This window comes from Mycobacterium sp. SMC-14 (genome assembly GCF_046250075.1).
In the GTDB taxonomy this organism is placed as follows: domain Bacteria; phylum Actinomycetota; class Actinomycetes; order Mycobacteriales; family Mycobacteriaceae; genus Mycobacterium.
The window spans coordinates 3,121,546-3,144,970 of record NZ_CP176429.1; the positions used below are offsets into that span (position 1 = coordinate 3,121,546).

Consider the following 23,425-nt stretch of genomic DNA (forward strand, 5'->3'; position numbering starts at 1 on the left):
GCCCGGCTCGACCGGGCGCCGCCTCTCCCCCGACAGGCTCATCAAGCGTTTGCGGGTTCGTACAGCTCGTCACCGGGGTGACGGCCGACGTGCGCCTCGGCCCGCAGCCGATCGATCATGTGCGGGTAGTGCAGCTCGAAAGCCGGACGCTCCGAACGGATCCGGGGCAGCTCGGTGAAGTTGTGCCGCGGCGGCGGGCAGCTGGTCGCCCACTCCAGGGAGTTGCCGTAGCCCCACGGGTCGTCGACGGTGACGACCTCGCCGTACCGCCAGCTCTTGAACACGTTCCAGGTGAAGGCGATCATCGACGAGCCCAGGATGAAGGCGCCCACGGTCGAAACGATGTTGAACGCGGTGAAGCCGTCGGTGGGCAGGTAGTCCGCGTAACGACGCGGCATACCCATGTTGCCCAGCCAGTGCTGGATCAAGAACGTGGTGTGGAAGCCGATGAAGGTCAACCAGAAGTGCAGCTTCCCGAGCCGCTCGTCGAGCAGCCGGCCGGTCATCTTCGGGAACCAGAAGTAGATCCCGGAGAACGTCGCGAACACGATGGTGCCGAACAGCACGTAGTGGAAGTGCGCGATCAGGAAGTAGCTGTCGCTGACGTGGAAGTCCAGCGGCGGGCTGGCCAACATGACACCGGTCAGACCACCAGCCAGGAACGTGACGATGAAGCCCAGCGCGAACAGCATCGGCGTCTCGAAGGTCAGCTGGCCCCGCCACAGGGTGCCGATCCAGTTGAAGAACTTCAGACCGGTCGGGATGGCGATCATCAGGGTCAGCAGCGAGAAGAACGGCAGCAGCACCGCACCGGTGGCGAACATGTGGTGCGCCCACACCGCGGTCGACAGTCCGGCGATGCTCAGCGTCGCGTACACCAGGGTGACGTAGCCGAAGATCGGCTTGCGCGCGAAGACCGGGAACACTTCGCTGACGATGCCGAAGAACGGCAGCGCGATGATGTACACCTCGGGGTGGCCGAAGAACCAGAACAGGTGCTGCCACAACAACACACCGCCGTTGGCGGAGTCATAGACGTGCCCGCCGAGGTGACGGTCGACGGCCAGGCCGAACAGCGCCGCGGTCAGCAACGGGAAGACGATCAGCACCAGGATCGAGGTGACCAGGATGTTCCAGGTGAAGATCGGCAGCCGGAACATCGTCATGCCCGGGGCACGCATGCAGGCCACCGTGGTGATCATGTTCACCGCGCCGAGGATGGTGCCCAGACCACCGACGGCCAGGCCCATGATCCACAGGTCGCCACCGGCACCCGGGGAGTGCACCGCGTCGCTCAGCGGGGTGTAGGCGGTCCAGCCGAAGTCGGCGGCGCCACCGGGGGTGATGAAACCCGCCAGAGCGATGGTCGCACCGAACAGGAACAGCCAGAACGAGAACGCGTTGAGGCGCGGGAAGGCCACATCCGGGGCGCCGATCTGCAGCGGCAGCACCAGGTTGGAGAACCCGAACACGATCGGGGTGGCATAGAACAGCAGCATCACCGTGCCGTGCATGGTGAACAGCTGGTTGAACTGCTCGTTGGACAGGAACTGCAGGCCCGGCACCGCCAGCTCGGTGCGCATGAGCAGCGCGAGCAGGCCGCCGATGAAGAAGAAGGCCATACAGGCGACGCAGTACATGATGCCGATCAGCTTGTGATCGGTGGTGGTGATCATCTTGTACAGCAGGCTGCCCTTGGGGCCCATCAACGCAGGGAAGGGCCGACTGGCCTCGAGTTCTGCGCGTGGGGGTGCTTCGGCGGTCAAGATTCCTCCAAACATGGGCATCCCGGGAAACTTGGTCGAATCCTAACCCCGAGCGTCGCCCGGTCGGTATAGGCCTCCTACAAACTGTCGTATTCGTCTCCTCGAGGGGTGTTCCGCCGTGGGTGTTAACGTCACGGCGTGACCAGGGTGGACCGGCGGGCGGCGTCCGCAGTAGCGCTTTCCGTGACCTTGCTCACGGCCGCCGGATGCGCGGGCGATGCGACGGAAACCGCCCCGACCTCGATCTCCACTACGACGACGATGGTCGCCGGCGCTGGTGTGCTCGGCAATGATCGTCGCCCCGACGAGTCGTGCGCGGCGGAGCCTGCGCATCCGGACCCCGGGCCCGCCATGCGCTGGGTCCACAACGCGGCCGAGGTGGAGCCGCCCACCGTCGAAGTTCCCGAGCAGGCCGAGCGCATCGTGGTGCTCTCCGGCGATCAGCTCGACACGCTGTGCGCCCTGGGCCTGCAGTCGCGCGTGGTGGGCGCCGCACTACCGGACGGGGCGGACAAGCAACCGTCGTATCTGGGCTCGGTAGTGCACGGTGTCGCGGCCGTGGGCTCGCGCAGCAACCCCGATACCGACGCCATCGCCGCCTTGCATCCGGATCTGATCCTGGGCGCGCAGGGCCTGACGCCCGGGTATGCGGAGCTGGCCGCGATCGCCCCGACCGTGTTCACCGGTACGCCCGGCTCGGCATGGGAGGACAACGTGCGCGGTGTGGGCGCCGCGACCGCGCGCACCGACGCCGCCGACGAGGTGCTGGAGAAGTTCAGCGCATATGCAACCGAAACCCGCGAGGTCAGCGACGCCACCCACTTCCAGGTGTCGGTAGTGACGCTCACCGACGACAGCGTGCGGGTGTACGGGTCCGCCGGCTTCGCCGCCAGCGTGCTCAGGGCCGTCGGGGTGGACCGCCCACCGTTGCAGCGATTCACCGATCGGCCCTACATCGAGATCCCAGCTAACGATGCCGATCTGGCCGGCCGGGCGGACTTCTCCGCGGCCGACGGCGACATCGTCTACGTGTCCTTCTCCTCGCCGGCAGTGAAGGCGCGGGCAGCCACGGTGTTCGACAGCGTCGCCTGGCGCCGGCTTGCGGCCAACCGCGACAGCCGGGTTTTCGTCGTCAACAACGAGGTGTGGCAGACCGGGCAGGGACCGGTCGCCGCGCGCGGCGTGGCCCAAGACCTGCACTGGGTGAACGCGCCCATCAACTGATCCGGCGTCCCTGCTCCCGACGCCGCGGTGACCGAACTCACGCCCTCGGGACATGCGTCGCAGCAAATAACTTTGCTAAGCTATGTTTTTACGTGTCGATGCATATCTGAAGAGGAATCTCCACTATGAGCACCGTTTCCGCCTATGCCGCCACGTCGGCAACCGACCCGCTGAGCAAGACCACCATCACCCGCCGGGACCCCGGCCCGCACGACGTGGCATTCGACATTCATTTCGCCGGCATCTGCCATTCCGACATCCACACGGTCAAAGCCGAGTGGGGCGCTCCGCAGTACCCGCTGGTTCCCGGCCACGAGATCGCCGGTGTGGTCACCGCCGTCGGGTCCGAGGTGACGAAGTTCAAGGTGGGCGACCGGGTAGGCGTGGGTTGCTTCGTCGACTCCTGCCGCGAATGCGCCAACTGTCAGGCCGGCCTTGAGCAGTACTGCACCGGCGGCGGCATGGTCGGTACCTACGCCGGCGTCGGCCGCGACGGGCAGCCCACCCAGGGCGGCTACAGCGGCGCGATCGTCGTCGACGAGAACTACGTCTTGAGCATCCCCGACGAAATTCCCCTGGACGCCGCCGCTCCCCTGCTCTGCGCCGGAGTGACCACCTATTCGCCGCTGCGGCACTGGAATGTCGGTCCCGGCAAGCGGATTGCGGTCATTGGCCTCGGCGGCCTGGGACACATGGCCGTCAAGCTGGGGGTGGCGATGGGTGCCGAGGTGACGGTGCTGTCGCAGTCGCTGAAGAAGATGGAAGACGGCCTGCGACTGGGGGCCGAGCACTACCACGCCACCAGCGATCGACAGACGTTCAAGGATCTGCGCGGCAAGTTTGACGTCATCTTGAACACCGTCTCGGCCAGTCTGGACCTGGGCGCGTATCTGAACCTGCTCACCCTCGACGGCACGCTGGTCGAGTTGGGTATGCCCGAACACGCCCTGTCGGTGCCGCCGAGCCCGTTGGTCCGGATGCGGCGCAGCGTGACCGGCTCGTTGATCGGCGGGATCGCCGAGACCCAGGAGATGCTGAACTTCTGCGCCGAGCACGGCGTGCGTCCCGAGATCGAGGTCATCGAACCGGATTACATCAACACCGCTTACGAGCGCGTGCTGGCATCTGACGTGCGCTACCGCTTCGTCATCGACACCGAGTCGTTGCGGACCGCCTAGCAACCAACCGTTTCAGTCCATCGCGCCGAGCGTGTACTGAGACCGAGAAAATCACGAAATCACCGGTCTCAGTACACGTTCGGCGAGGGCTGCCGCCTCAGACGTAGCGGTTGCGCCCGGCCAGGGCGCCCGCCACTGTCTGCACCAGGTAGACGGCGAGCATCATGAGCCACGGCACGGTCCATCCACCACTGACGTGGTGCAACAGGCCGAACATGAACGGGCCGACGCCAGCGAGCAGATAGCCGAAACCTTGCGCCATCCCCGACAGGCTCGCGGTGTCCTGCGCGTCGCGGGCTCGCAGCGCAATCACGGTAAGCGCCAACGAGAACACGCTCATCCCGAGGCCCACCAACACGCTCCAGAGCAGTGGTGCGGCCGCGGGCGCGATCAGCAGGCCGAGCATTCCGGAGATGCCGAGCACCCCCAGTCCGACGATCCATCCGCTTTGGCTGTCGCTGCGGGCCGCCAGCGGCGAGACGATCAGGCTGATCGGCACGGCGATCAGCGAAATCAGGCCGAGCAGCAGGCCGGCGCGCGTTTCGCTGGTGCCGTTCTCGATCAGCACCTCGGGTAGCCAGCCCATCACCACGTAGGCGAGGAACGACTGGGTGCCGAAGAACAGGGTGACGGTCCAGGCCAGCTTGCTGCGCAGCAGCGAGCGGCCCTTGGTCGTCGCCGCGGGTGCGGCGGTGCCGGGCCGGTCGAATCCGCGGGCCCCCACCACCCATGCCGCCAATGCCAGCAGCGCCAGCGCACTCCACGCGCCCAGGGCCGAGCGCCAGCCGCCCAGCGCGTTATCGAGCACCGGGGTGACCGCGGAGCCCAAGGCTCCTCCCCCTTGGAGTGCCGCGGTGTAGATCCCGGTCATCAGCCCGACCTGCGCCGGGAAGGATCCTCGGATGATCACCGGGATCAGCACGTTGATCAACGCGATTCCGGCGGTCGCCACCAGCGTTCCGCCGAGCACCACGAGGGGTCCGTCGCAGACCCGGATCAGCAGTCCCGCAATGAGTATCAGCAAAGCCGCGGAAACGGTGCGGCCCAGTCCGATCCGCCGCGACAACCACGGCGCGGCCAGCCCCGCTGCGGCGAAGCACAGACCGGGCAACGTGGTCAGGACACCGGCCCAGGTGTCCGAGGCGCCCAATGCGCCACGCATCTCCGGGAGCAGCGGCCCTACGCTGGTGATCGCAGGGCGCAGGTTCAGCGCGGTCAAGACCACCGCGACGGTCAGGAGTGCACCGCCGGCCGCCATCGTCGCCGGCCGGAATTCGGCCGCACCCTCAAGTTCCAGTTCAAGGTCGTGCCCGTACTGGCCGAGTCTGTCGTTGCGGGCGGTGCGGGTCACCTAAAGTAGGATGGCATACATCCTATGATTGGATGAAGGGAGGTAGCTGTGCCGTTGGTCACCACTCGCCGCACCGGCTTGGTGGATCAGGTGATTGAACAGCTTCGCGCCTCGGTGACCGGCGGGGAATGGCCGGTCGATACGCGGATCCCCACCGAGCCGGAGCTCGCCGACGCGCTGGGCGTCGGCCGCAATACCGTGCGTGAGGCGGTCCGGGCGCTCGCCCACAGCGGCCTCCTGGAGGTCCGCCAGGGCGACGGCACCTACGTGCGCGCCACCAGCGAGGTGTCCGGCGCGGTGCGCCGACTGTGCGGCCCGCAGCTGCGCGACGTACTGCAGGTGCGACGTTGCCTGGAAGTGGAAGGAGCGCGCCTGGCCGCCGCCGCCCGCACCGACGAGGACCTGGCCGAGTTGCGCGCCCTGTTGGATCGCCGCGACGGCCACCAGCAGCAGGGCCGACACGAAGAGTTCGTCCGGGCCGACACCGATTTCCATCTTGCGGTGGTCCGCTGCTCGCACAATCCGGTGTTGACCGAGCTGTACTGCGGACTCACCGAGGTGCTGATGGCCAGCGTGGCCACCACGAGCGCGAAACCGGCGCAGGCGGACCAGATCCGGCACCGCGGCCTGGTGGACGCGATCGCCGCGGCCGACGTCGAGGCGGCCGGGCGCGAGGCGGGCGGATTCCTTGACGAGCTACTGGATCAACTACCGCCCCGATGAGCGGCTCAGTCGCGCCGAAGTCCGAGCACCCGTAGCAGTTCCGGCCGCCGCAGGATCAGCCCGATCCACATCAGCACTCCGACATACACCCCGGATAACACGAAGCCGGCCAACGGTTTGTCGGCATGCAGGTTGATCGTCACCGCCCCACCCAGATAGGCCGTCAGACCCAGCGCACCCAGCACCGCGGTGCGCGGGATCAAGAACACAGCCAGGCACACCAACAGGACCCAGCCGATCACCGCGGTCTTGTCAGGAGAGAAGCCGAGCGCCTCGGTGCCCTCCCGGGCAAACGACACACCCAGAATCTTCGGGATGGCATCGAACGCGAAGAACAGCCCGAGCAGGGCGGTGATCGCGGCTCCGGTGATCCATGCCCGGGAACGACGCGGCGTAGCGGGGTCGGCGTTTGTCGTCATCTTGTCTCTCCCTCAACTCGACGGTGATGGTGAAGCGATCGGTTCGTGCGCGCGCAAAAACACTGCGGTATAGCCGAACAGGATTACCGCAGTCGCCACCAGCAGCAGCAATCCCACCGCATAGCTGTTGCGCACCGGATCGTAGGTAGCGCCCATTACCAGCGGCGGGAAGTAGCCACCCAGCCCGCCGACGGCGGCGACGATCCCGGTGACCGAGCCGACCGAACCGGCCGGGGCGCGGTGGGACACCCAGGCGAACACCCCGCCGGTGCCGATGCCGAGCGCGACGGCAAGGGGCAGAAACGTCAGTCCCGACCAGATATCGGCGGGCGGTTTGAACACCGAGATCAGCGTCTGCACCGCGATACCGGCCAGCGAGGCCAACACGACGTACTTGGGCGCGATGTGGTCGGCCAGCGTCCCACCGAGCAACCGGGCCAGCACCGCCGCCAGGGCGAACGCCGCGGTGCGCTCCCCCGCGCCTACCGCGGAGAAGTCGTAGACCGTCTTGATGTAGATGGGCAGGTAGCTGCAGAAGGCCACGAAGCCGCCGAACACCAGTCCGTACAGCAGCGACATCTCCCACGTCACCCGCAATCGCGCGGCAGCCTTGAGCTTCGGCAGCACCGATGCCGTGTTGGGCACGAAGCGCGGCCCGTTACGCATCAGCGCCACACACAACAGCACTGAAATCGCCAGGGCCACCGCAACTATGAGATGGGTGGTGAACAGCCCAAACCACTTCACGAACCGCGGCGTGAAGAACGCCGAGACCGCGGTACCGACCATGCCCATGCCGAACACCCCGGTGGCAAACCCCCGGCGCTCGGGGCCAAACCAGTTGTTGGCGAACGGGATTCCGATCGCAAAGACGGTGCCGGCCACGCCGAGGAAGAACCCCGCCACCAGCATCAGCGGATAGGAACCGATCTTTGCCGCATACCCGACCGCCAGCACCGGGAGAATCGAGGCCAGCGAGACCCCGATGAACATGGTGCGGCCGCCGAAGCGGTCGGTCATCAATCCGGTGGCGATCCGGCCCAGCGCTCCGACCAGGATCGGAGTGGCCACCAGCAGCGCCTCACGGTTGGAGCTGAGCGACAACTGGCTGGCGTACCGCGTCGACAGCGGACCGATCAAGGTCCACGCCCAAAAGCAGATCACCGAGACCCAGGTGGCCAGGAACAGGTTGACGAACTGCTGTGCCCTGGTTTCCGGCTTGGCAACAACCGTCATTCGGCTATGTAAACACGGCGTTGGGTCCGAGCGGCACTATTCAGCCGCAGTGAGGCGGTGCCTCCCGCTAAATCAGAACTCCCAGTCCTCGTCCTCGGTGACGACGGCCTTACCGATCACGTAGGACGAACCCGAACCAGAGAAGAAGTCGTGGTTCTCGTCGGCGTTGGGCGACAGCGCCGACAAGATCGCCGGGTTCACGTCGGTCTCTTCGCGCGGGAACAGCGCCTCGTAGCCGAGGTTCATCAATGCCTTGTTGGCGTTGTAGCGCAGGAACTTCTTCACGTCCTCGGTCAGACCGACGTCGTCGTACAGGTCCTGGGTGTACTCGACCTCGTTCTCGTAGAGCTCATAGAGCAGGTCGTAGGTGTACTCCTTGAGCTCGCCCTGCTTCGCCTCGTCCACCAGGGCCAGCCCACGCTGGTACTTGTAGCCGATGTAGTAACCGTGCACCGCCTCGTCGCGGATGATCAGCCGGATCATGTCGGCGGTGTTGGTCAGCTTGGCCCGGCTCGACCAATACATCGGCAGGTAGAAGCCGGAGTAGAACAGGAAGCTCTCCAACAGCGTGGACGCCACCTTGCGCTTGAGCGGCTCGTCACCCCGGTAGTACTGCATGACGATCTCGGCTTTGCGCTGCAGGTTGGGGTTCTCCTCCGACCAGCGGAACGCGTCGTCGATCTCACTGGTCGAACACAGCGTGGAGAAGATCTGGCTGTAGCTCTTGGCGTGCACCGACTCCATGAAGGCGATGTTGGTGTAGACCGCCTGCTCGTGCGGGGTCAGCGAGTCGGGGATCAGACTGACCGCCCCGACCGTGCCCTGGATGGTGTCCAGCAACGTCAGACCGGTGAACACCCGCATCGTGAGCTGCTTCTCGTGATCGGTCAGGGTCCCCCACGATGGCAGGTCGTTGGAGACCGGAACCTTCTCCGGCAGCCAGAAATTGCCGGTCAAGCGGTCCCAGACCTCGGCGTCCTTGTCGTCTTGCACCCGGTTCCAGTTGATGGCCGAAGTGCGGTCGATCAGCTTCACATTTTCGGACACCAGAACCCCATTTCACCCGCCGAAATCTAGGTGTTCAACACTACCCCTGGGGGCCGACAACCCACGCCAACACAAGAAGTTGTGGTCTGCGTGTCGTGTCAGCCCACCCCGGAAAATCGGTACTCCCCCGCCCGCAACGAGCGGGTGGACTGCCAGTACTGCCAGGTCATGCCGCTCCACAGCGTCCGGTTCACACCGTGCTCGTCGAGATACCAGCTATTGCAGCCGCCGGTGATCCACACCGAGCCGGCGAGCTTGTCCTGCAGCTCGGCGTTGTAGCGGTCCTGGGCGGCTCGACTGGGCGCCAACGCCTGCGCGCCGGCTTGGTCGGCCGCGGCGATCGCCTTGGCGACGTACCGGATCTGCGACTCGATCATGAACACCACCGAGGTGTGGCCGAGCGCGGTGTTGGGACCGAGCAGGAAGAACAGGTTGGGCATATCGGCCACCGCGATGCCGCGGTGCGCCTGGACCCCTTCGCGGTTCCAGCGCTCGACCAGATCCTCGCCATTCGGGCCGGTGATGCCGACGTAGGTGTAGGAGTCGGTGACATGGAATCCGGTGGCGTAGATGATGACATCGGCCTGATGCTCCACGTCGTTGGCGGTCACGATGCCGTCCCGGGTGATGCGGGTGATCCGGTCGGTCACCAGCGTCGTCTTCGGGTCAGCCACCGCACGGTAGTAGTTGTTGCCGGAGTAGAGGATTCGCTTGCAACCGGCCCGATACTGGGGCGTCAGCTTGCGGCGCAGTTCCTTGTCGCGGACCTGCCGGCGGATGTTGAGTTTGCCGGCCGCCTCGATCAGACGCAGCAGGCCGGGGCGCTTGGTCATGGCGAATCCGACACCTTCCAACGCCCAGTAGATGGCAGCCCGGACCGACAGGCGCAGTCCCGGCACAATCGCGAAGGCGCGGCGTACCGCGTTGGGCAACGGCTGGTGAGGCACCGGTACCACCCAAGGCGGAGTGCGTTGGTAGAGCTGCAATTGCGCGACCCGGTCGACGATCGCCGGAACGATCTGGATTGCACTGGCGCCGGTTCCGATCACCGCAACCCGCTTGCCGGTCAGGTCCACGGTGTGGTCCCACTGGGCGGAGTGGAATGCGGCACCGGCGAATTCGTCGATTCCCTCGATGTCGGGAAAGCGCGGGATATGCAGGCCACCGACTCCCGAAACCAGGAATTGGGCAACGTATTCCCCGCCGTCCTCGGTGAACACATGCCAGCGAAACTCGTCGTCGTTCCAGTGCGCACGGGTCACTTTCGAACCGAATCGGATCTGGCGGCGCAGGCCGTACTTGTCGGTGACGCCCTTGAGGTAGTCCAGGATCTCCGGCTGCGGGGAGAACAGTCGACTCCAGGTGGCCTTCGGCTCGAAAGAGAACGAATAGAGGTGCGACGGCACGTCGCAGGCGCAGCCCGGGTAGGTGTTGTCCCGCCACGTCCCGCCGATCTCGTCAGCCTTCTCCAGGATGAGGAACTCCACGCCCTGCTTCTGCAGCGCAATGCCCATGCCCAGACCGGAGAACCCAGTTCCGATGATGAGTGCCCGGGTGTGCACCGGCGCCCGACGGCCGGCATCTTCAGTAATGTGATCGGTCAGCGTCATCGCGCATCCCTCCCTGGTGGGGTCTTGATGTTCAGTGTGTTTGCCGGACCTGTGTCCGTCAACGCCCGTGCCACCTTGCCGCAGGAGCCCCTGCGGCAAGGCGGCACGACGCGTGGTTGCTGCCGGCTCAGCCCATCAGGGCCGCCAGAACCTGCTGGTTCAGATCGACCAGTGACTCCATCAGCGGCGAGTACGGGCTCAGGTCGAAGCTGTTGCCGGCGTTGAGAATTCCGGTCGACATGTCGTCACGCGCGTTGAGCAGGCCCGCGATGATGCCGGTGGTCGGGTCATCCCAGGCCGTATCGAAGACCGTCCCCAGCCTTTCCAGGCCGCCGGTCAGCGTTGTCCAGGCCTGCGTCCAGTCGCCTGAACTGAAGTCACCCTGCAAGCCTTGCCAGGTCTGGTCCGCAACAGCCTTCGAACTCATCATGGCCAGCAGCACCGGCAACTCGATGTCTTTGAATGCCAACGGCATATTGCCGACGAACGCCGCCATGGCACCAGCCGGGTTGGTCAGGAACTCCGAGGCGACGGCGTCCAGGTGTGGCATCAGTGCGGGGTCGCTCATCCGATCCCAGACCGTCGGCGCGTCAGCCTGGCTGCCGAAGATCTTCTCGAAGTTCTCCTCGCCCATCGCGGCCACCACCTGGTAGCGCAGGAGGTTGGCCCCCAGCCAAGAGATGTCGTGGTCCTGGTCCTGGTTGTAGTTCCAATTGAACAGGCGCTCGTGCAGCAGCGCCGCCTGCTCTTCGGGGCTGACCAGGGGGTGATCGGCCGGCAGGTAATCCTTGATATCAGCGACGTTCACCACCTGGGAAAACGTCTGGGAGCCCGTTGGATTGCCCTCCACCCCCTGCCAGCGGATTCCGAGCATTCCGTTGACGAGGCCACCGGTGTCGATCCAGTTGGCGACACCGGGGTCTTTGGCGCTGATGACGTAGTAGGTGTAGCCGTCGGGATCCTCGAACGTCTGGGTGCTGTTCAGGCTGCCCTGCGCGGTCACGATCGGGACGTTCTGTCCCCACGCGTTGGCCAGCTCCAGGCCCGAGTACCGGGCGTCAAGGTTGGGCACCTTGACGATCAATGCCTCGTCGTCATCCAGCTGGAAGTGTCCCATCGTGCTGTATTGACCGGGCATGAGTCCGTTGATCGCGGTGGTCGACGATGCGACCGGCGTCATCCAGTTGACCGGGAGCTTGTTCGGGATCGCGGTCTGGTCGTAGTAGACGGCGTCGGCGTTGGTGGTGGGAATGTCCCTGGCAACGTTGCTCAATAGCGTCGTGAGCTGCTCGTCCGAGAGGAAGGGCAGGTGGTAGGTCGGCGCAACGCCCTCTTGCTCGAGCGAGAAGAAGTCGTGCGGCAGTCCGGCGTCACCGATGGAGTTGCGAATAAGCATGGTTTCGGCGCCGGTGGTGTCGATCCAGTTCCCGTCGTGCGGTGTCGGGCTGAAGGTGATCGTGTAGCTGCCGTCCGCGTTCGGCGTGGCCCCGGACAGACTGAGCACATGGCCGGTCGGCAGGTAGCCCTGCTCGGAGCCGATCGTGCCGGACAGCGTTGTGAATGACACGTCGAGGCTGCCAGGACCGGGCTGGACCGTCATCGTGTATGTGCCATCCGCGCTGATCGGGATGACGCCGTACTGATTGTCCGGGTTCACCAAGATGTAGAACTGTCCCGGGTCAGCCGAATTGGCGTCCCACGGGAAGCCGAGCAGCCATTGGATTCCGGTATTGGGATTGAACATCTCGCCGTATTGCAACACCAGCTCGGTGGCTGACAGGCCCTGTATGTACTGCGGCAGCGAGTCAAGATCCGACGGAATGATGAACGGGTAGTGGCTGTTCGTGTCGTACACCTGCTGCTGCGCGTCGAGCAGCTGGTCGATGATCGATTGCATGGCGGCCGTCGGGCCCGTCGCGGCGACCGCGTGCGGGGTTGCCAACGTCATCGCCAACGCTCCGGCCACCGCTCCCGGCGCGGTGGCGGCGACGACGCGCAGCCGCTGCCGCATCCGGCGCCGCTGAGCGGCCTTGCAGTTGGCGCGCTCGACGGCTGCGCGTTGTGTGGATCCGATGCGCGACATGTGGTCCTCCAGGGGTGTGGTCAAGGTGAGCTGTGATGGCTGTCACCTGATAGCGACCTGATTGTTCGGCGAACGCGGGTCGTCGCGAAAGAGCATTTGGCACCTAAAAGGCGCGCTAGTCAGTGCACAATGCACCAGCGATATATGCTGTGGCTATGGACTGGGCACGGCCATCCGAGCCGGTACGCGAGCTGATCCGGAATGGCGCCCAGCTGATGGTCAGTGCTCCCCCGGAGTCACTCGACGAACTCCATGAGGCCACCCTGTCGGCGGTATACACCCAAGCCATAGCCTCGGATCCGGTTCTCGCCGAAGGCATCCGCCGCAGCAACCGCTCCAACCTCTTGCACTGGGCGGCCGCCAATGTCAGCCACCCAGGAGAACCGGTGCCGGCCAATCTCGCGACGGAGTCACTGCTCATCGTCCGGGACGGATTCCGTCGAGGCCTCGACGAATCGGCGGTCCTCGACGCCTACCGGGTGGGAACCAATGTGGCGTGGCGGTCGTGGATGCAGACCGCATTCACCCTCACCAACGATCCCGACCAACTGCGTGAACTGCTCGACGTGACCTCCCGGTCGTTGACCTCGTTCATCGATGCCACCATCGCCGGCATCGGCGAGCAGATGCAGCGCGAACGTGAGGCCCTCACCCGGGGCACCCACGCCGAGCGACGGGAGACCGTCGCACTGATCCTGGACGGCGCGGCAATCACCACACAGCGCGCAGAAAGCCGGCTCGGCTATCGCCTCGACCAAAGCCATACCGCGGCGGTGATCTGGGGCGACGAGTCGACCACCAACCTGTCCGATCTCGATGCCGCCGCCGAGGCATTGATGCGTACCCACGACGGGCAGCGCGCTTTGTCGGTTCTCGCCAGCACGGCGACCCGCTGGGTGTGGGTGCCCGGCCCGGCAGGCCCGGACCTGACCACCGTCTCCGCCGCGGTCAGCATCCTGCCGGGGGTACAGATCGCGATCGGGACGACGGCCGCGGGCCTCGACGGCTTTCGGCGCAGCCACCTCGACGCCATCACCGCACAGCGCATGATGGTGCGGCTGAACTCCACCCAGCGTGTGGCCCGGTTCGCCGATATCGAGCTCGTCGCCTTGATCAGTGCCGAACCGGAGTGGGCGGACCGGTACATCACCCGAACGCTCGGCGACTTCGCGGCGGCCGACGCCGAACTGCAGCAAACCGTCCTGACATTCGTCCATCAGCAGTGCAACGCCTCGCGTGCGGCGGCCCACCTGTTCATTCACCGAAATACATTGCTGCGCCGGATCGCTCGCGCCGAGGAACTGTTGCCGAAGTCGTTGGAAGACAACAGCCTGTATGTCGCGGTCGCGTTGGAAGCGCTGCGCTGGCGCGGCGGCGCAGGTTAGCGCCAGTGGCGGATTTGCATCTCACCTGAGAGTGACTTCGGTTTGACCTGAAATTTCTCTCCCGTCGGCGATACGCTCAACCCTCACCATCACTGACGAGGCGGTCCTGTCGTTGATCACTGTGCGTCGCATCCAAACGGCACTCGCCGCGGCCATCCTGGCCATCTCAACCCTGACCGGCGCCACCAGCCTGCCTACGACCAATCCCGGCGCCGGCCCGACGATCGCAGCGCCGCAGGTGATCCACCTCGAGACGATCACCCTGGTCAACGCCGAGACCAGCGATGTCACCACCCAGGTTTTCGGGGTGGCCGACTCCGACCTGTACAACCTGAACCAGTCCGACCTCGTCGCCCAACTCAGCGAGATCCGCGACCTCGGGGTCACCGATCTGCGCCTGGCCGTGCCGTGGCTCTACATTCAGCCCACCGCCACCACCTATGACTGGGCCCAGATGGACAACGTGATCAACACGGCGCACTCGATGGGCTTCACAATCACAGGCGCCATCACCGGCAACCCCGCCTGGGATGGCCCACTCATCTCGGGTGCCCCCGACCCGACCGCCTATGCGAATTTCGCCGCCGAAGTCGCCGAGCGCTACGGCAGCCAGATCTCGTCCTACGAGATCTGGAACGAACCCAACGGGGTGATCTTCTACTCCCCGGTCAGCGCCGAGACCTACACGACGGTGCTGCAGGCCGCCTACACCGCGATCAAAGCGGTCGATCCCGACGCCACCGTGCTGGCGGGTGCGTTGGGTGCGACCACCACCATCGCCGGGCTCAGTGTCAGTCCCCAAGAGTTCCTGGAGCAGATGTACGCCAGCGGGGCCCACGGCTATTTCGACGCGGTGAGCTACCACCCCTACCACTACACGCTGCCGTTCTCCGCAGGCCTGGGCGTGACCAACTCACCGCTGGAGCAGGTCCAGGCGCTCAATGCGATCATGGCCGCCAACGGTGACGGCGATCTGAAGATCTGGGCCACCGAGTACGGCAATGCCACCACTCCGGTTTTCGGTGTGAGCGAGACCGTCCAGGCCAATTTCCTCGAAGACTTCCTGATCGCCTGGTCCAAGCTCCCATTCGCCGGGCCGGCGTTCATCTACAGCGCCCAAGACCTGGCGACCGGGGCGCTCAACCACGAGGGCAACTTCGGTTTGTTCACCGACGACGGCACCCCCAAGCCCGCTGCCGAGGTGCTGGCCAACCTGATCGGCGCCAACGCCGACGGCGCCCTGCCGGACTACACCGCGCCGCTGCTGCCCGACGCCGAGGTGGTCTACCTCCAGCTGGCCTCGATGGTCGCGGGCGTGATCAACCAGGGGCTGATCATCCCCAACGCCATCATCGCGGCGATCTACCAAGTGCTGCCCGAGCCCCTGCAGCAGGCGTTCACCGCAGCCTCCGACTTCATCACCGCGACCACGACCCAATTCCTGGAGGCCACCAAACCCCTGGTCGTGGACGCCATCAGCGTGTTGCTCGACCTCGGGCTCTAAACCTCTGCCACCGGATCATCCGAACAGGCCCGCGAATTCCGCCTGAATCTGGGACGTCGCGTGCATGATCCCGATCAACTCGAAGCCCGCCGCCAGCGACCCCAGCCCGCTGGCCGCGGCCAGTGGAAGACCGATCGCGTCGAGCAGATCCCCTTGGGAGAGTTCGGAGAAGATGACCTGGGCCATGGCGGCCGGCAGGGTGGTGGTCAGTGCATTCAGGATGTCCCCGGTCACCATCAACGCCCCGTTGATCGCGGAGATCGAGCCGCTGAATGCGTTGGCGATGTCGACGAGGCTGGGCATCGTGAACGCAGCCATGTCCACTCCTGGGTCGGGCCCGTCGGCAACGGCTGACGACAGCGAACCCAGGTCTTGAACGAAATCCTGCCAGCCCTGTTGGGCGCCGTTGACCAGGGCCGTCAGGACATCCATGGGGTTGACGTCCGGGAACAATCCCATCGTGGTGGGTACGTTGGCCGGTCCCGTGTCCCAGCCGTGTTCGATCTGGCCGTAGCCCAGGTTGACCAGCACCCGCAGGGACGGCTGCACCAGGTCGGCGATCGCGTTCCCGAACGGGCTGCCACGAAACGGCTCCAGCAGGGGAAGGTTCTCGGTCGGGATCATCCAGTAGTTGGTCGCCGTACTCGGCGTCACGCCGTCGGGCAGCTCCCCGACGTAGTCCACCGAGCCCGGCAGCAGGATCGCGTTGGCGAGCTGGCCATCAGGTGTCATCGGCAGCATCGGGTACTGGTTGTGCGTGTACAGGATTCCGGCTACCGCGTTGAGGTTGGAAAGCAGATTCAGCGTGTAGCGCGGAAAGTCGGCAAACCCGTCGTACTCCAGCGTGTAATTGTTGGTCGTCCAGGGACCGTCCGGGGTTGCGCCATTGAGGGTTAGGCCCAGTGACGCGATGGGTATCGATCCACCGAACTCCGGCAGATTGAAGATCTGCATCAGCCCGCCGTTGGGGGTGTTGGGGTTGCCCAGGAACGTGAACGTCAACGCATCCGCATCTGGCCGTTGATCTTCGGGCAACGCGAGATACTGCCTCATCAGCAGCGTGTCGATCGAAGCGCTCTGCGAGTAGCCGTACAGGTTGACCTCATGGCCCAAGTCGAACTGCTTCTGGACGGCGAGCTGCAGAATCGTCAATCCCTGCGCCATCGAAACGTCCAGCGGCAACGTCTTGACACCGGTAAACGGCTGCAGTCCCTCCGGGGTGAACAGGGCCTGCGGCGTGAACCCGGGATGCAACGGCTGAATGAAGCGCTCGTTGACCGCGTCGATGTAGTCCTGGTGCGGTATCGGAATGCCGCTGCCGCCGAACACGATCGAGCACCCGACCACGCCAACTTCCATGCATGCGTACGGGTCGCCCGGCGGGCCCCCGAACGGAAAGGTAGGCAACGCCGTCGGCGCGACCGCCAACGCCGTGGTTACCTCGGACGCCGCTGTCGCCAGCGTCGCTGGCACGACCAGTGCTGCTGCGGTGACCGCCGACAGGAGCCCCGAGCCCATCCGCCAGGCGTTATTGTGTGTCATTCAGTTGTTTATACGGCATTTATCAGGTCGCGAGGCGTGATTCGGGCGGATCGCTGATCAGGCGAACGGTTGACTCCGGACCGCCGACTGGATCGGCTGCTCAGGGTCCATCACGATGCCGAGGTTCTGGGCGGTGCCACCGACGACGCTGATCATGATCGTCGTCAGGTAGTCCACGAAGGTGTCGCGGGGCATGCGCCGCGGGCTGTCCAACTCCGGCCCCAGCCACCAATCAGTGGCCGAGGTCGCGCTACCGAAAGCCGCGAATGCGGCCAGATCCAGCGCCCCGCGGTTGAGGTCCAGGTCCTGCAGTTCGTTGTTGATCATCTCGGCCATCGCCAGGGTGATGGTCCGGCCTTCGTTCAGCGCCCGCATCCGCGATTCGGCTTGCGCGCGCGCCCGCCCCTGGATGAAGAACCGCAGCACATTGGGGTGCTCGTCGACCAGGGCGACGTACTCTTCGACGCTGCGCCGGACGATGTCGCGCAGCGAGTTGGTGGCGACATCGATGGAGGCGAAGATCGCCGTCCACAGGTCGTCGCGCAGCCGAGCCCCAACCGCCTCGAACAGGTCATCCTTATCGGCAAAATGCCGGTAGATCTTGGGCTTGGCGGTGCCGGCTTCCTCGGCGATCTCGCGCACGCTCACCTCAGGGCCGAGCCGGTCGATGGACCGGAAGGCGGCGTCGACGATCTCGCGGCGGACCTTCTTGCGGTGTTCGCGCCAACGCTCGCTGCGCGCGTCGACCTTCTGCCCACCGTTTTCGGCCGGCTTGGGCCTCGTCGTTCCGCGCACGTCAAGCACCCTACAGCGTTGCCGTCGCTGACCTGGGCAGACCGGCCGTCGGCTAACATCGCCGCTGTGGTGCAGCGATTCGACCTTGCAGTTGTCGGCGGGGGTCCAGCAGGGTCGGCCGCCGCCTGGCAAGCCAGGCAGGCCGGCGCTAGCGTCGTGGTCTTGGACAAAGCGGAGTTCCCACGGGACAAGCCCTGCGGTGACGGCCTGACCGCTCGCGCGGTCAGCTACCTGCAGAAAATGGGCCTGGCCGAGCAGGTCGACAAGTTCCACCGGGTCAACCGGGTGAAGGTGTTCAGCCCGAGCGAGTGGGAGCTGTCATTTCCGCGACGGCCCGGTATGCCCGACCACGGCTACGTCGCGCGCCGCCCGGAATTGGACACGTTGCTGCTCAAGCACGCCGAATCTGCCGGCGCCGAGATTCGGCAGTCCGCCGAGGCCGCCGGCCCGGTGCTCGACGACACCGGCCGCGTGACCGGGGTGCTGCTCAAGGGCGGCGAGAAGGTGCTGGCGGATGCGGTGATCGCCGCCGACGGCGCCTACTCGCCGATCAAGCGGGCGCTGAAGCTCGATTCGGACTACAACGGCTACTCCGCGATCGCGATCCGCGCCGAAATGCCCGCGATCCGACCGGATGTGGACTCCCTCGACATCTACATGAAGCTGGTCTTCCAGGGCGACCAGCTGCCCGGCTACGGGTGGGTGTTCCCGCTGGGTGACGGCCGGGTCAACATCGGCCTGGGCTATGTCAACAGCTACAAGAACTGGCAGGCCATCAACGCCACGCACTTCCTCGGCGACTTCCTCGAGACGCTTCCCCGGGAATGGGAACTGCCGTCGATCACCGAACTCAAGCAGTCCAAGACCGTACGAGCCTGGCGCCTGCCGATGGGCTTCACCGCGTGGCCGCCGTGGCGGCCTGGGGTGCTGTTCACCGGGGACTCGCTGGGTGCGGGCAGGCCGACCTCGGGCGCCGGGATCTCCAAGGCGCTGGAGTCGGGGCTGGCTGCCGGCGAATGCGCCGTCGCAGCGCTGACCAACGGCGGGCCCGACGATTTCACCAACTACGCCAACCGCATGGAAGAGGCTTGGGGCCGGGAGTACAAGCGCGGCAGGTTCTTTCACAAGCTTGCCGGTATGCCGGCGCTGGCCAATGCCGGGCTCAAGCTGCTCGACAACGCGCGATTCCGCGACCTGATGCTCGCCCGGCTCTACAAGGGCCAAGAGGGGCCGGCTCACACGCACTGAGGCCGGGCCCCTGACCGAGTGTGAATCTCACGACGCGCCACGCCGACGAACGCGTCGCGAACCGCACAGTCGGCGCGCCCTTGGCCGATGAATCGGCTACAGGTGCCGCTCGCCCAGCCAGACGTGGATGCGTTCTGCTACCGCGTCCCAGCCGGGTTCGAGCATCATGTTGTGCCCCATCCCGGAGAAGATCTCCGCGTCGGTGCCCACGGCGCGTGCCAGCGCCCGCACCGCCTGGATCGAGATGCAACCGTCGTGTTCGGCGCCCAGCACCAGCAGCGGCGTCGTTATCCGCTTGGGGCGGGCGATATTCAACATCAGCACGTCCAGGATTGCTCGTTGGCATTCTTCCTGCAGACGCGCTGCATACCGGACGACATCGGCTTCGGAAGTTGTCGGCGAGAAGAATGCTTCCCGGGCGCGTTCGACCGAGTCGACCAGCGGCAACGATCTGCCGGTGAACGCGTAACCCGCCATCAACCAGGGGTGTCGTCTGGTCTGACGCAAGGACAGTGTGAGCGCGGCACGGCCGGTCGCGGACGCCAGCAGAACTCCCGCTGCCGCGGGTGAGGATTCCAGATATTTCTGTACCAGGTAACCGCCCAGAGAGTGGCCGATCAACACCGGCACGGTGGGCAGGTCATCGACCACCGCGTGAATGTCGTCGACGTAGTCGGCGGCCGAGCAGGAGCGCAGCCGCTGGTGCAGCGAGCTGCTCCCGTGGCCGCGCAGATTCACCGCCACTGCGCGATAGCCCTTGTCGGCGAAGAAGTTCAGGAAGTGTTCGGCCCAACACCACGCGCCGTGCCAGGCGCCATGCACGAACAGCAGCGGCGCCGGGTGGGCGCGGGTAGTGACACCTACATCGAGGATCTCGAGCCGGGGAGCCGCACCCCGCCCCGGCACAACGGGTGACGCTGGTTGCGCCGTCACCGCAGCGCGCCCGATCGCTGTGTGACGCGGGCATAGATCGGCGCGGCGGCGACCGTCGTGAACGGCACCGCCACCGGGAATTCGTTGCTCAGCGAACTGATCTCGCGGTGCTGCACGCAGGTGGCCAGCGCCAGGGTGGCTTCCAACATGGCGAAGTGATCGCCGACGCACTTGCGTGGTCCGCCACCGAATGGCAGATACTGCCATCGATTACGGCCTGCCGAGTTCTCCGGGCTGAACCGGTCCGGATTGAACTCCAGCGGGTGTTCCCACAGCGTCGGATCGCGGTGCAACGCGTGAATTCCGATCCCGACCATGGAGCCGGCCTCCACACGGAAGCCGTCGACCGCGATGTCGCGCACTGCGGTTCGGCCGTTGAGCGCGCCGGGCGGGCATAACCGTAGCGCTTCATGCAGGACCTGAATGGTGTACGGCAGCCTGGTCACATCGTCAGGGCTGAGGTCCGCGTCGAGTTCGGCGACCTCGGCGGCAACCCGGCGCTGCATGTCGGGGTGGTTGCCCAGCGCCCACAACGCGTAGGCCAGCGTCGTCGCGGTGGTGTCGTGACCGGCCAGCATGAATACGATCAGCTCGTCGCAGATCTCACGATCGGTCAGCCCACGGCCCGTGTCGGGGTCGGTGGCACTGATCAGCCCGCGCACCAGCGGCGCGTCCCTCTCGGGGTCGGCTCGACAGGCCTGCAGGATGTCGTTGGCGAGCCGGTGCAATGTGGCGCTCGCGGCCCGGGCACGGTGTCGCGCCGGGGTCGGCAGCCAGCGCGGCGCGCGTACCGGAGCAAACGCCCGATCCGTGACGTACTCCTGCGCCACACGCATCGGCGTACCCAGCGTTGCGGCCTGTTCGTCAAGGTCGGCGCCGAGCACCGAGCGCCCCAACGCCCGCAGCGTTAATCGGCGGCACTCGGCGTCCAAATCGACCGTTGACCCGTCTTTCCAACCGGAGGCGACTGTTTCGGCGGCCTGTCCCATATGCCCGGCGAATCCGCGGACATGTTGCTTGGTGAACAGCGGCTGCAACGTGCGCCGCCGCGGCAGCCACGCGTCATTGGGCAGATCGAACAGGTTCGGACCCAATAGGTGGCGTATCTCGTCGTGGGCCAGAGTGCGATCGACGTCGCCGCTGCTGAGCACATCGTGCGCACCTTGCGGCGAGGTCACCACCACTATCGGGGGCGCGAGCCAGCGAGGCGCCAGTTCCAGCCTGGTCACCGCCCCGCCGGCATCGCGCAATATTTCGATTCCGGTACGCAGCTCCCGGAACTGCCGCACCTGCTGCCTATACGGCAATGGGTTTTTCGGCGCCAACGGCAGCGCGCGCACATCGACGCCGACATCGTCCACGGTCATGGGGGTCAGCCAACCAGGCGCGATCCACCCCGCGCCTCATCCAAATGGTTGAGATTTTCGCTGGAAATCAGATTTCAGGCGCGTTCTCCGGCGCACAATCTTCTCCAAGGTGGGAGGCATTCCCCAGACCGGAGACGTGACATGCCGGCGGCAGCGACTCTTGACGACTTTTCGCGGATAGTCGCGGCCATCTATGGCACCGTCCTGGCGCCCACCAACTGGACCTCGACACTGAGCGACCTTGGGCAGATCGTCGACGCAAACTGCGCGGTGATACGCGTGGACGAATCGGGCCGGTCGATCCAGGCCACCAGCCTGGCACCGGAGGCCCAAGCCGACTACAACCGGCACTACCACCGGATCGACTACGTCCTCGACGCCGTCGAGAACGGCCCGGTCGGTGTCCTTCACAGCGGGCGGTCGCTGGTGGCATTGCAGACCGAGTCCGAGTTCAACATCGACTGGCTGCGTCCCCTGGACATGACGGACGGCTTGTTCGTGCGGCTCACCGGCGGCCCGGCGCCGCTGGCGTTCCTTGCCGCCGCGCCACAGCCGCTGCAGCCCTTCGTCCCGCTGGTCAGCGCCCTGGTACCGCACCTGCAACAAGCCCTGCGCGGCCAACGGCACTTGCAACAGCTGCGCCGCCACGCCGACGACCTCGGTGCCGTCACCCAGGCGCTGCGGCTGGCCATCGTCGTGGTCGCCACCGAGTCTCACATCGTGTACGCCAACGACGCCGCCGAGGACCTCCTGCGGTCAACCGGAGGACTCCGCTCCCGCGCCGGGCGACTCGAAGCGGTAGCCGCCGGAACCGACCGTGCACTTCAGTGCAGCATTCACGCCGCCTTGGCGGCCGGGAACAACCGGCCGTCGGGAAGCTCGCTGCTGTGCACCCGACCCGACGACCAGCGCCCCTACGTCATCGAGGTATTGCCCATCGACCCGGCCGACGGCACCGGAGCCGGCAGGCGCGCCATGGTCATTGTCGTCGATCCAGAGCACGAACCCGAAACAGCGGCAGTGCTTTTGCGCCGCCACTACGGCCTCACGGCCGGCGAAACCCAGATTGCGCTGATGGTGTTGCACGGCAGCAGCGTCAAGGACATCGCCGAACGCCTGTCGTTGTCACAGGCCACCGTCAAGACGCACCTGCAGCACGTCTTCGACAAGACCGGAACCCATCGCCAAGCCGACCTCATCCGGCTGCTGCTCGGCCTGCGCTCACCCTGCCGCTGAGCTCAGTGGTGGGTTCACACCAAGCAGGGCACATCGGAGGTGGCCGTCTCGCGAGCTGGACGCCAGCGAAGTACGGCAAGCCGTAACTATTTGTTCGGGTAGCCGAACAACCGCTACGGTATGAGGGCGCAACAGCCCCACCCCGTCAAGGAGAACTACGCGATGCCGGCCTACCAACTCCCCGATCTGACCTACGACTACGGCGATCTCGAACCCGCGATCAGCGGCGAAATCATGGAGCTGCACCACGGCGCGCACCACGCCGCCTACGTCAAGGGCGCGAATGCAACGTTGGAACGCCTCGGCGAGATGCGACAGGCCCGCAACTTCGCACCACTACCCGGGCTCGAACGCACCCTGGCCTTCCACCTGGCCGGCCACAGTTTGCATTCGCAGTTCTGGACCAACCTGTCCCCCGACGGCGGCGACCGGCCCGGCGGGGAACTCGCCGCCGCTATCGACGAGTTCTTCGGTGATTTCGAAGCGTTCCAAGCGGAGCTGACGGCGGCCACCGCCAGCGTTCAGGGATCAGGCTGGGGCGCACTGGCCTGGGATCCGCTCGGGGCGCGGCTGGTGGTCAACCAGATCCACGACCACCACATCACCGTGGTCCCGACCAGCACCCCGCTGCTGGTGTTCGACGCCTGGGAGCACGCGTTCTATCTGCAGTACCGCAACGTCAAGACCGACTACATCGACCGGCTGTGGTCGCTGATCGATTGGGCCGATGTCACCGAGCGGTTCGACGCCGCCCGACGCTGTTCACCGTCGACGTAGG

The 23,425-nt window shown here is 65.8% G+C and carries 19 protein-coding genes; 8 read left to right on the plus strand and 11 right to left on the minus strand.

What is annotated here, in order from left to right:
- Positions 1-41 precede the first annotated feature (41 nt).
- Positions 42-1,766, minus strand: coding sequence for a cytochrome c oxidase subunit I (gene ctaD / locus ACKY0W_RS14760; RefSeq protein WP_409437795.1), 1,725 nt, complete (start codon positions 1,764-1,766; stop codon positions 42-44).
- 138 nt (positions 1,767-1,904) lie between these two features.
- Here ctaD and ACKY0W_RS14765 point away from each other — a divergent pair, with 138 nt between their 5' ends.
- The gene (locus ACKY0W_RS14765; RefSeq protein ID WP_409434672.1) at positions 1,905-2,990 is read left to right on the plus strand and encodes an iron-siderophore ABC transporter substrate-binding protein; all 1,086 of its coding nucleotides are present in this window, start codon (positions 1,905-1,907) and stop codon (positions 2,988-2,990) included.
- A gap of 125 nt (positions 2,991-3,115) precedes the next feature.
- Complete coding sequence (locus ACKY0W_RS14770) at positions 3,116-4,168, plus strand: NAD(P)-dependent alcohol dehydrogenase (protein ID WP_308483762.1); 1,053 nt, start codon at positions 3,116-3,118, stop codon at positions 4,166-4,168.
- 97 nt (positions 4,169-4,265) lie between these two features.
- On the opposite strand, the gene ACKY0W_RS14775 is transcribed toward ACKY0W_RS14770, so the two are convergent.
- Entirely contained in the window at positions 4,266-5,519 is a 1,254-nt protein-coding gene (locus ACKY0W_RS14775; RefSeq protein WP_409434673.1) for a CynX/NimT family MFS transporter, read from the minus strand.
- A 48-nt stretch (positions 5,520-5,567) separates the two neighbouring features.
- Between ACKY0W_RS14775 and ACKY0W_RS14780 the strand changes: the two genes are divergently transcribed.
- Positions 5,568-6,242, plus strand: coding sequence for a FadR/GntR family transcriptional regulator (locus tag ACKY0W_RS14780; RefSeq protein ID WP_409434674.1), 675 nt, complete (start codon positions 5,568-5,570; stop codon positions 6,240-6,242).
- A gap of 5 nt (positions 6,243-6,247) precedes the next feature.
- Here ACKY0W_RS14780 and ACKY0W_RS14785 read toward each other — a convergent pair whose 3' ends face one another.
- From ACKY0W_RS14785 to ACKY0W_RS14805, 5 genes are all read right to left on the minus strand, one after another.
- Complete coding sequence (locus tag ACKY0W_RS14785; protein ID WP_409434675.1) at positions 6,248-6,661, minus strand: DoxX family protein; 414 nt, start codon at positions 6,659-6,661, stop codon at positions 6,248-6,250.
- Positions 6,662-6,673: 12 nt separating this feature from the next.
- Positions 6,674-7,897 (minus strand): MFS transporter, encoded by a 1,224-nt coding sequence (locus ACKY0W_RS14790; RefSeq protein WP_409434676.1) that lies wholly within the window; start codon positions 7,895-7,897, stop codon positions 6,674-6,676.
- Positions 7,898-7,969: 72 nt separating this feature from the next.
- The gene (nrdF, locus tag ACKY0W_RS14795) at positions 7,970-8,944 is read right to left on the minus strand and encodes a class 1b ribonucleoside-diphosphate reductase subunit beta (RefSeq protein WP_109558875.1); all 975 of its coding nucleotides are present in this window, start codon (positions 8,942-8,944) and stop codon (positions 7,970-7,972) included.
- A 98-nt stretch (positions 8,945-9,042) separates the two neighbouring features.
- Positions 9,043-10,554, minus strand: a complete 1,512-nt coding sequence (locus tag ACKY0W_RS14800; protein WP_409434677.1) for a flavin-containing monooxygenase — start codon at positions 10,552-10,554, stop codon at positions 9,043-9,045.
- Positions 10,555-10,681: 127 nt separating this feature from the next.
- Positions 10,682-12,637 carry a hypothetical protein gene (locus ACKY0W_RS14805; RefSeq protein WP_409434678.1) on the minus strand — a complete coding sequence of 652 codons (1,956 nt, stop codon included), beginning with the start codon at positions 12,635-12,637 and terminating at the stop codon, positions 10,682-10,684.
- Between the two features lie 155 nt (positions 12,638-12,792).
- Here ACKY0W_RS14805 and ACKY0W_RS14810 point away from each other — a divergent pair, with 155 nt between their 5' ends.
- Together ACKY0W_RS14810 and ACKY0W_RS14815 are read left to right on the plus strand one after the other, a co-directional pair.
- Positions 12,793-14,022, plus strand: coding sequence for a PucR family transcriptional regulator (locus tag ACKY0W_RS14810; RefSeq protein WP_409434679.1), 1,230 nt, complete (start codon positions 12,793-12,795; stop codon positions 14,020-14,022).
- A gap of 121 nt (positions 14,023-14,143) precedes the next feature.
- Positions 14,144-15,526 carry a cellulase family glycosylhydrolase gene (locus ACKY0W_RS14815; RefSeq protein ID WP_409434680.1) on the plus strand — a complete coding sequence of 461 codons (1,383 nt, stop codon included), beginning with the start codon at positions 14,144-14,146 and terminating at the stop codon, positions 15,524-15,526.
- A 15-nt stretch (positions 15,527-15,541) separates the two neighbouring features.
- Here the strand turns inward: ACKY0W_RS14815 and ACKY0W_RS14820 are convergent, their stop codons facing one another.
- Both ACKY0W_RS14820 and ACKY0W_RS14825 read right to left on the minus strand, forming a co-directional pair.
- Positions 15,542-17,068 carry a PE-PPE domain-containing protein gene (locus tag ACKY0W_RS14820; protein ID WP_409434681.1) on the minus strand — a complete coding sequence of 509 codons (1,527 nt, stop codon included), beginning with the start codon at positions 17,066-17,068 and terminating at the stop codon, positions 15,542-15,544.
- Between the two features lie 57 nt (positions 17,069-17,125).
- Positions 17,126-17,872: a TetR/AcrR family transcriptional regulator gene (locus ACKY0W_RS14825; protein WP_409434682.1), complete on the minus strand. Its 747-nt coding sequence runs from the start codon at positions 17,870-17,872 to the stop codon at positions 17,126-17,128.
- A 57-nt stretch (positions 17,873-17,929) separates the two neighbouring features.
- On the opposite strand from ACKY0W_RS14825, the gene ACKY0W_RS14830 reads away from it, so the two are divergent.
- Positions 17,930-19,111 (plus strand): NAD(P)/FAD-dependent oxidoreductase, encoded by a 1,182-nt coding sequence (locus tag ACKY0W_RS14830; protein ID WP_409434683.1) that lies wholly within the window; start codon positions 17,930-17,932, stop codon positions 19,109-19,111.
- A 96-nt stretch (positions 19,112-19,207) separates the two neighbouring features.
- On the opposite strand, the gene ACKY0W_RS14835 is transcribed toward ACKY0W_RS14830, so the two are convergent.
- Positions 19,208-20,017 carry an alpha/beta hydrolase gene (locus tag ACKY0W_RS14835; protein WP_409434684.1) on the minus strand — a complete coding sequence of 270 codons (810 nt, stop codon included), beginning with the start codon at positions 20,015-20,017 and terminating at the stop codon, positions 19,208-19,210.
- A 23-nt stretch (positions 20,018-20,040) separates the two neighbouring features.
- Positions 20,041-21,411: a cytochrome P450 gene (locus ACKY0W_RS14840; RefSeq protein ID WP_409434685.1), complete on the minus strand. Its 1,371-nt coding sequence runs from the start codon at positions 21,409-21,411 to the stop codon at positions 20,041-20,043.
- Positions 21,412-21,552: 141 nt separating this feature from the next.
- On the opposite strand from ACKY0W_RS14840, the gene ACKY0W_RS14845 reads away from it, so the two are divergent.
- Positions 21,553-22,647: a helix-turn-helix transcriptional regulator gene (locus ACKY0W_RS14845; RefSeq protein WP_409434686.1), complete on the plus strand. Its 1,095-nt coding sequence runs from the start codon at positions 21,553-21,555 to the stop codon at positions 22,645-22,647.
- Between the two features lie 162 nt (positions 22,648-22,809).
- Positions 22,810-23,424 carry a superoxide dismutase gene (locus tag ACKY0W_RS14850; protein WP_409437796.1) on the plus strand — a complete coding sequence of 205 codons (615 nt, stop codon included), beginning with the start codon at positions 22,810-22,812 and terminating at the stop codon, positions 23,422-23,424.
- Position 23,425 lies beyond the last annotated feature (1 nt).

What these genes read in the sequence shown, in the direction of transcription:
- ACKY0W_RS14770 (WP_308483762.1), top strand. Translation starts at nt 3,116, where the DNA reads ATGAGCACCGTTTCCGCCTATGCCGCCACGTCGGCAACCGACCCGCTG.
- ACKY0W_RS14805 (WP_409434678.1), bottom strand. Translation starts at nt 12,637, where the DNA reads ATGTCGCGCATCGGATCCACACAACGCGCAGCCGTCGAGCGCGCCAAC.
- ACKY0W_RS14820 (WP_409434681.1), bottom strand. Translation starts at nt 17,068, where the DNA reads ATGACACACAATAACGCCTGGCGGATGGGCTCGGGGCTCCTGTCGGCG.
- ACKY0W_RS14810 (WP_409434679.1), top strand. Translation starts at nt 12,793, where the DNA reads ATGGACTGGGCACGGCCATCCGAGCCGGTACGCGAGCTGATCCGGAAT.
- ACKY0W_RS14800 (WP_409434677.1), bottom strand. Translation starts at nt 10,554, where the DNA reads ATGACGCTGACCGATCACATTACTGAAGATGCCGGCCGTCGGGCGCCG.
- ACKY0W_RS14785 (WP_409434675.1), bottom strand. Translation starts at nt 6,661, where the DNA reads ATGACGACAAACGCCGACCCCGCTACGCCGCGTCGTTCCCGGGCATGG.
- ACKY0W_RS14790 (WP_409434676.1), bottom strand. Translation starts at nt 7,897, where the DNA reads ATGACGGTTGTTGCCAAGCCGGAAACCAGGGCACAGCAGTTCGTCAAC.
- ACKY0W_RS14840 (WP_409434685.1), bottom strand. Translation starts at nt 21,411, where the DNA reads ATGACCGTGGACGATGTCGGCGTCGATGTGCGCGCGCTGCCGTTGGCG.
- ACKY0W_RS14845 (WP_409434686.1), top strand. Translation starts at nt 21,553, where the DNA reads ATGCCGGCGGCAGCGACTCTTGACGACTTTTCGCGGATAGTCGCGGCC.
- ACKY0W_RS14850 (WP_409437796.1), top strand. Translation starts at nt 22,810, where the DNA reads ATGCCGGCCTACCAACTCCCCGATCTGACCTACGACTACGGCGATCTC.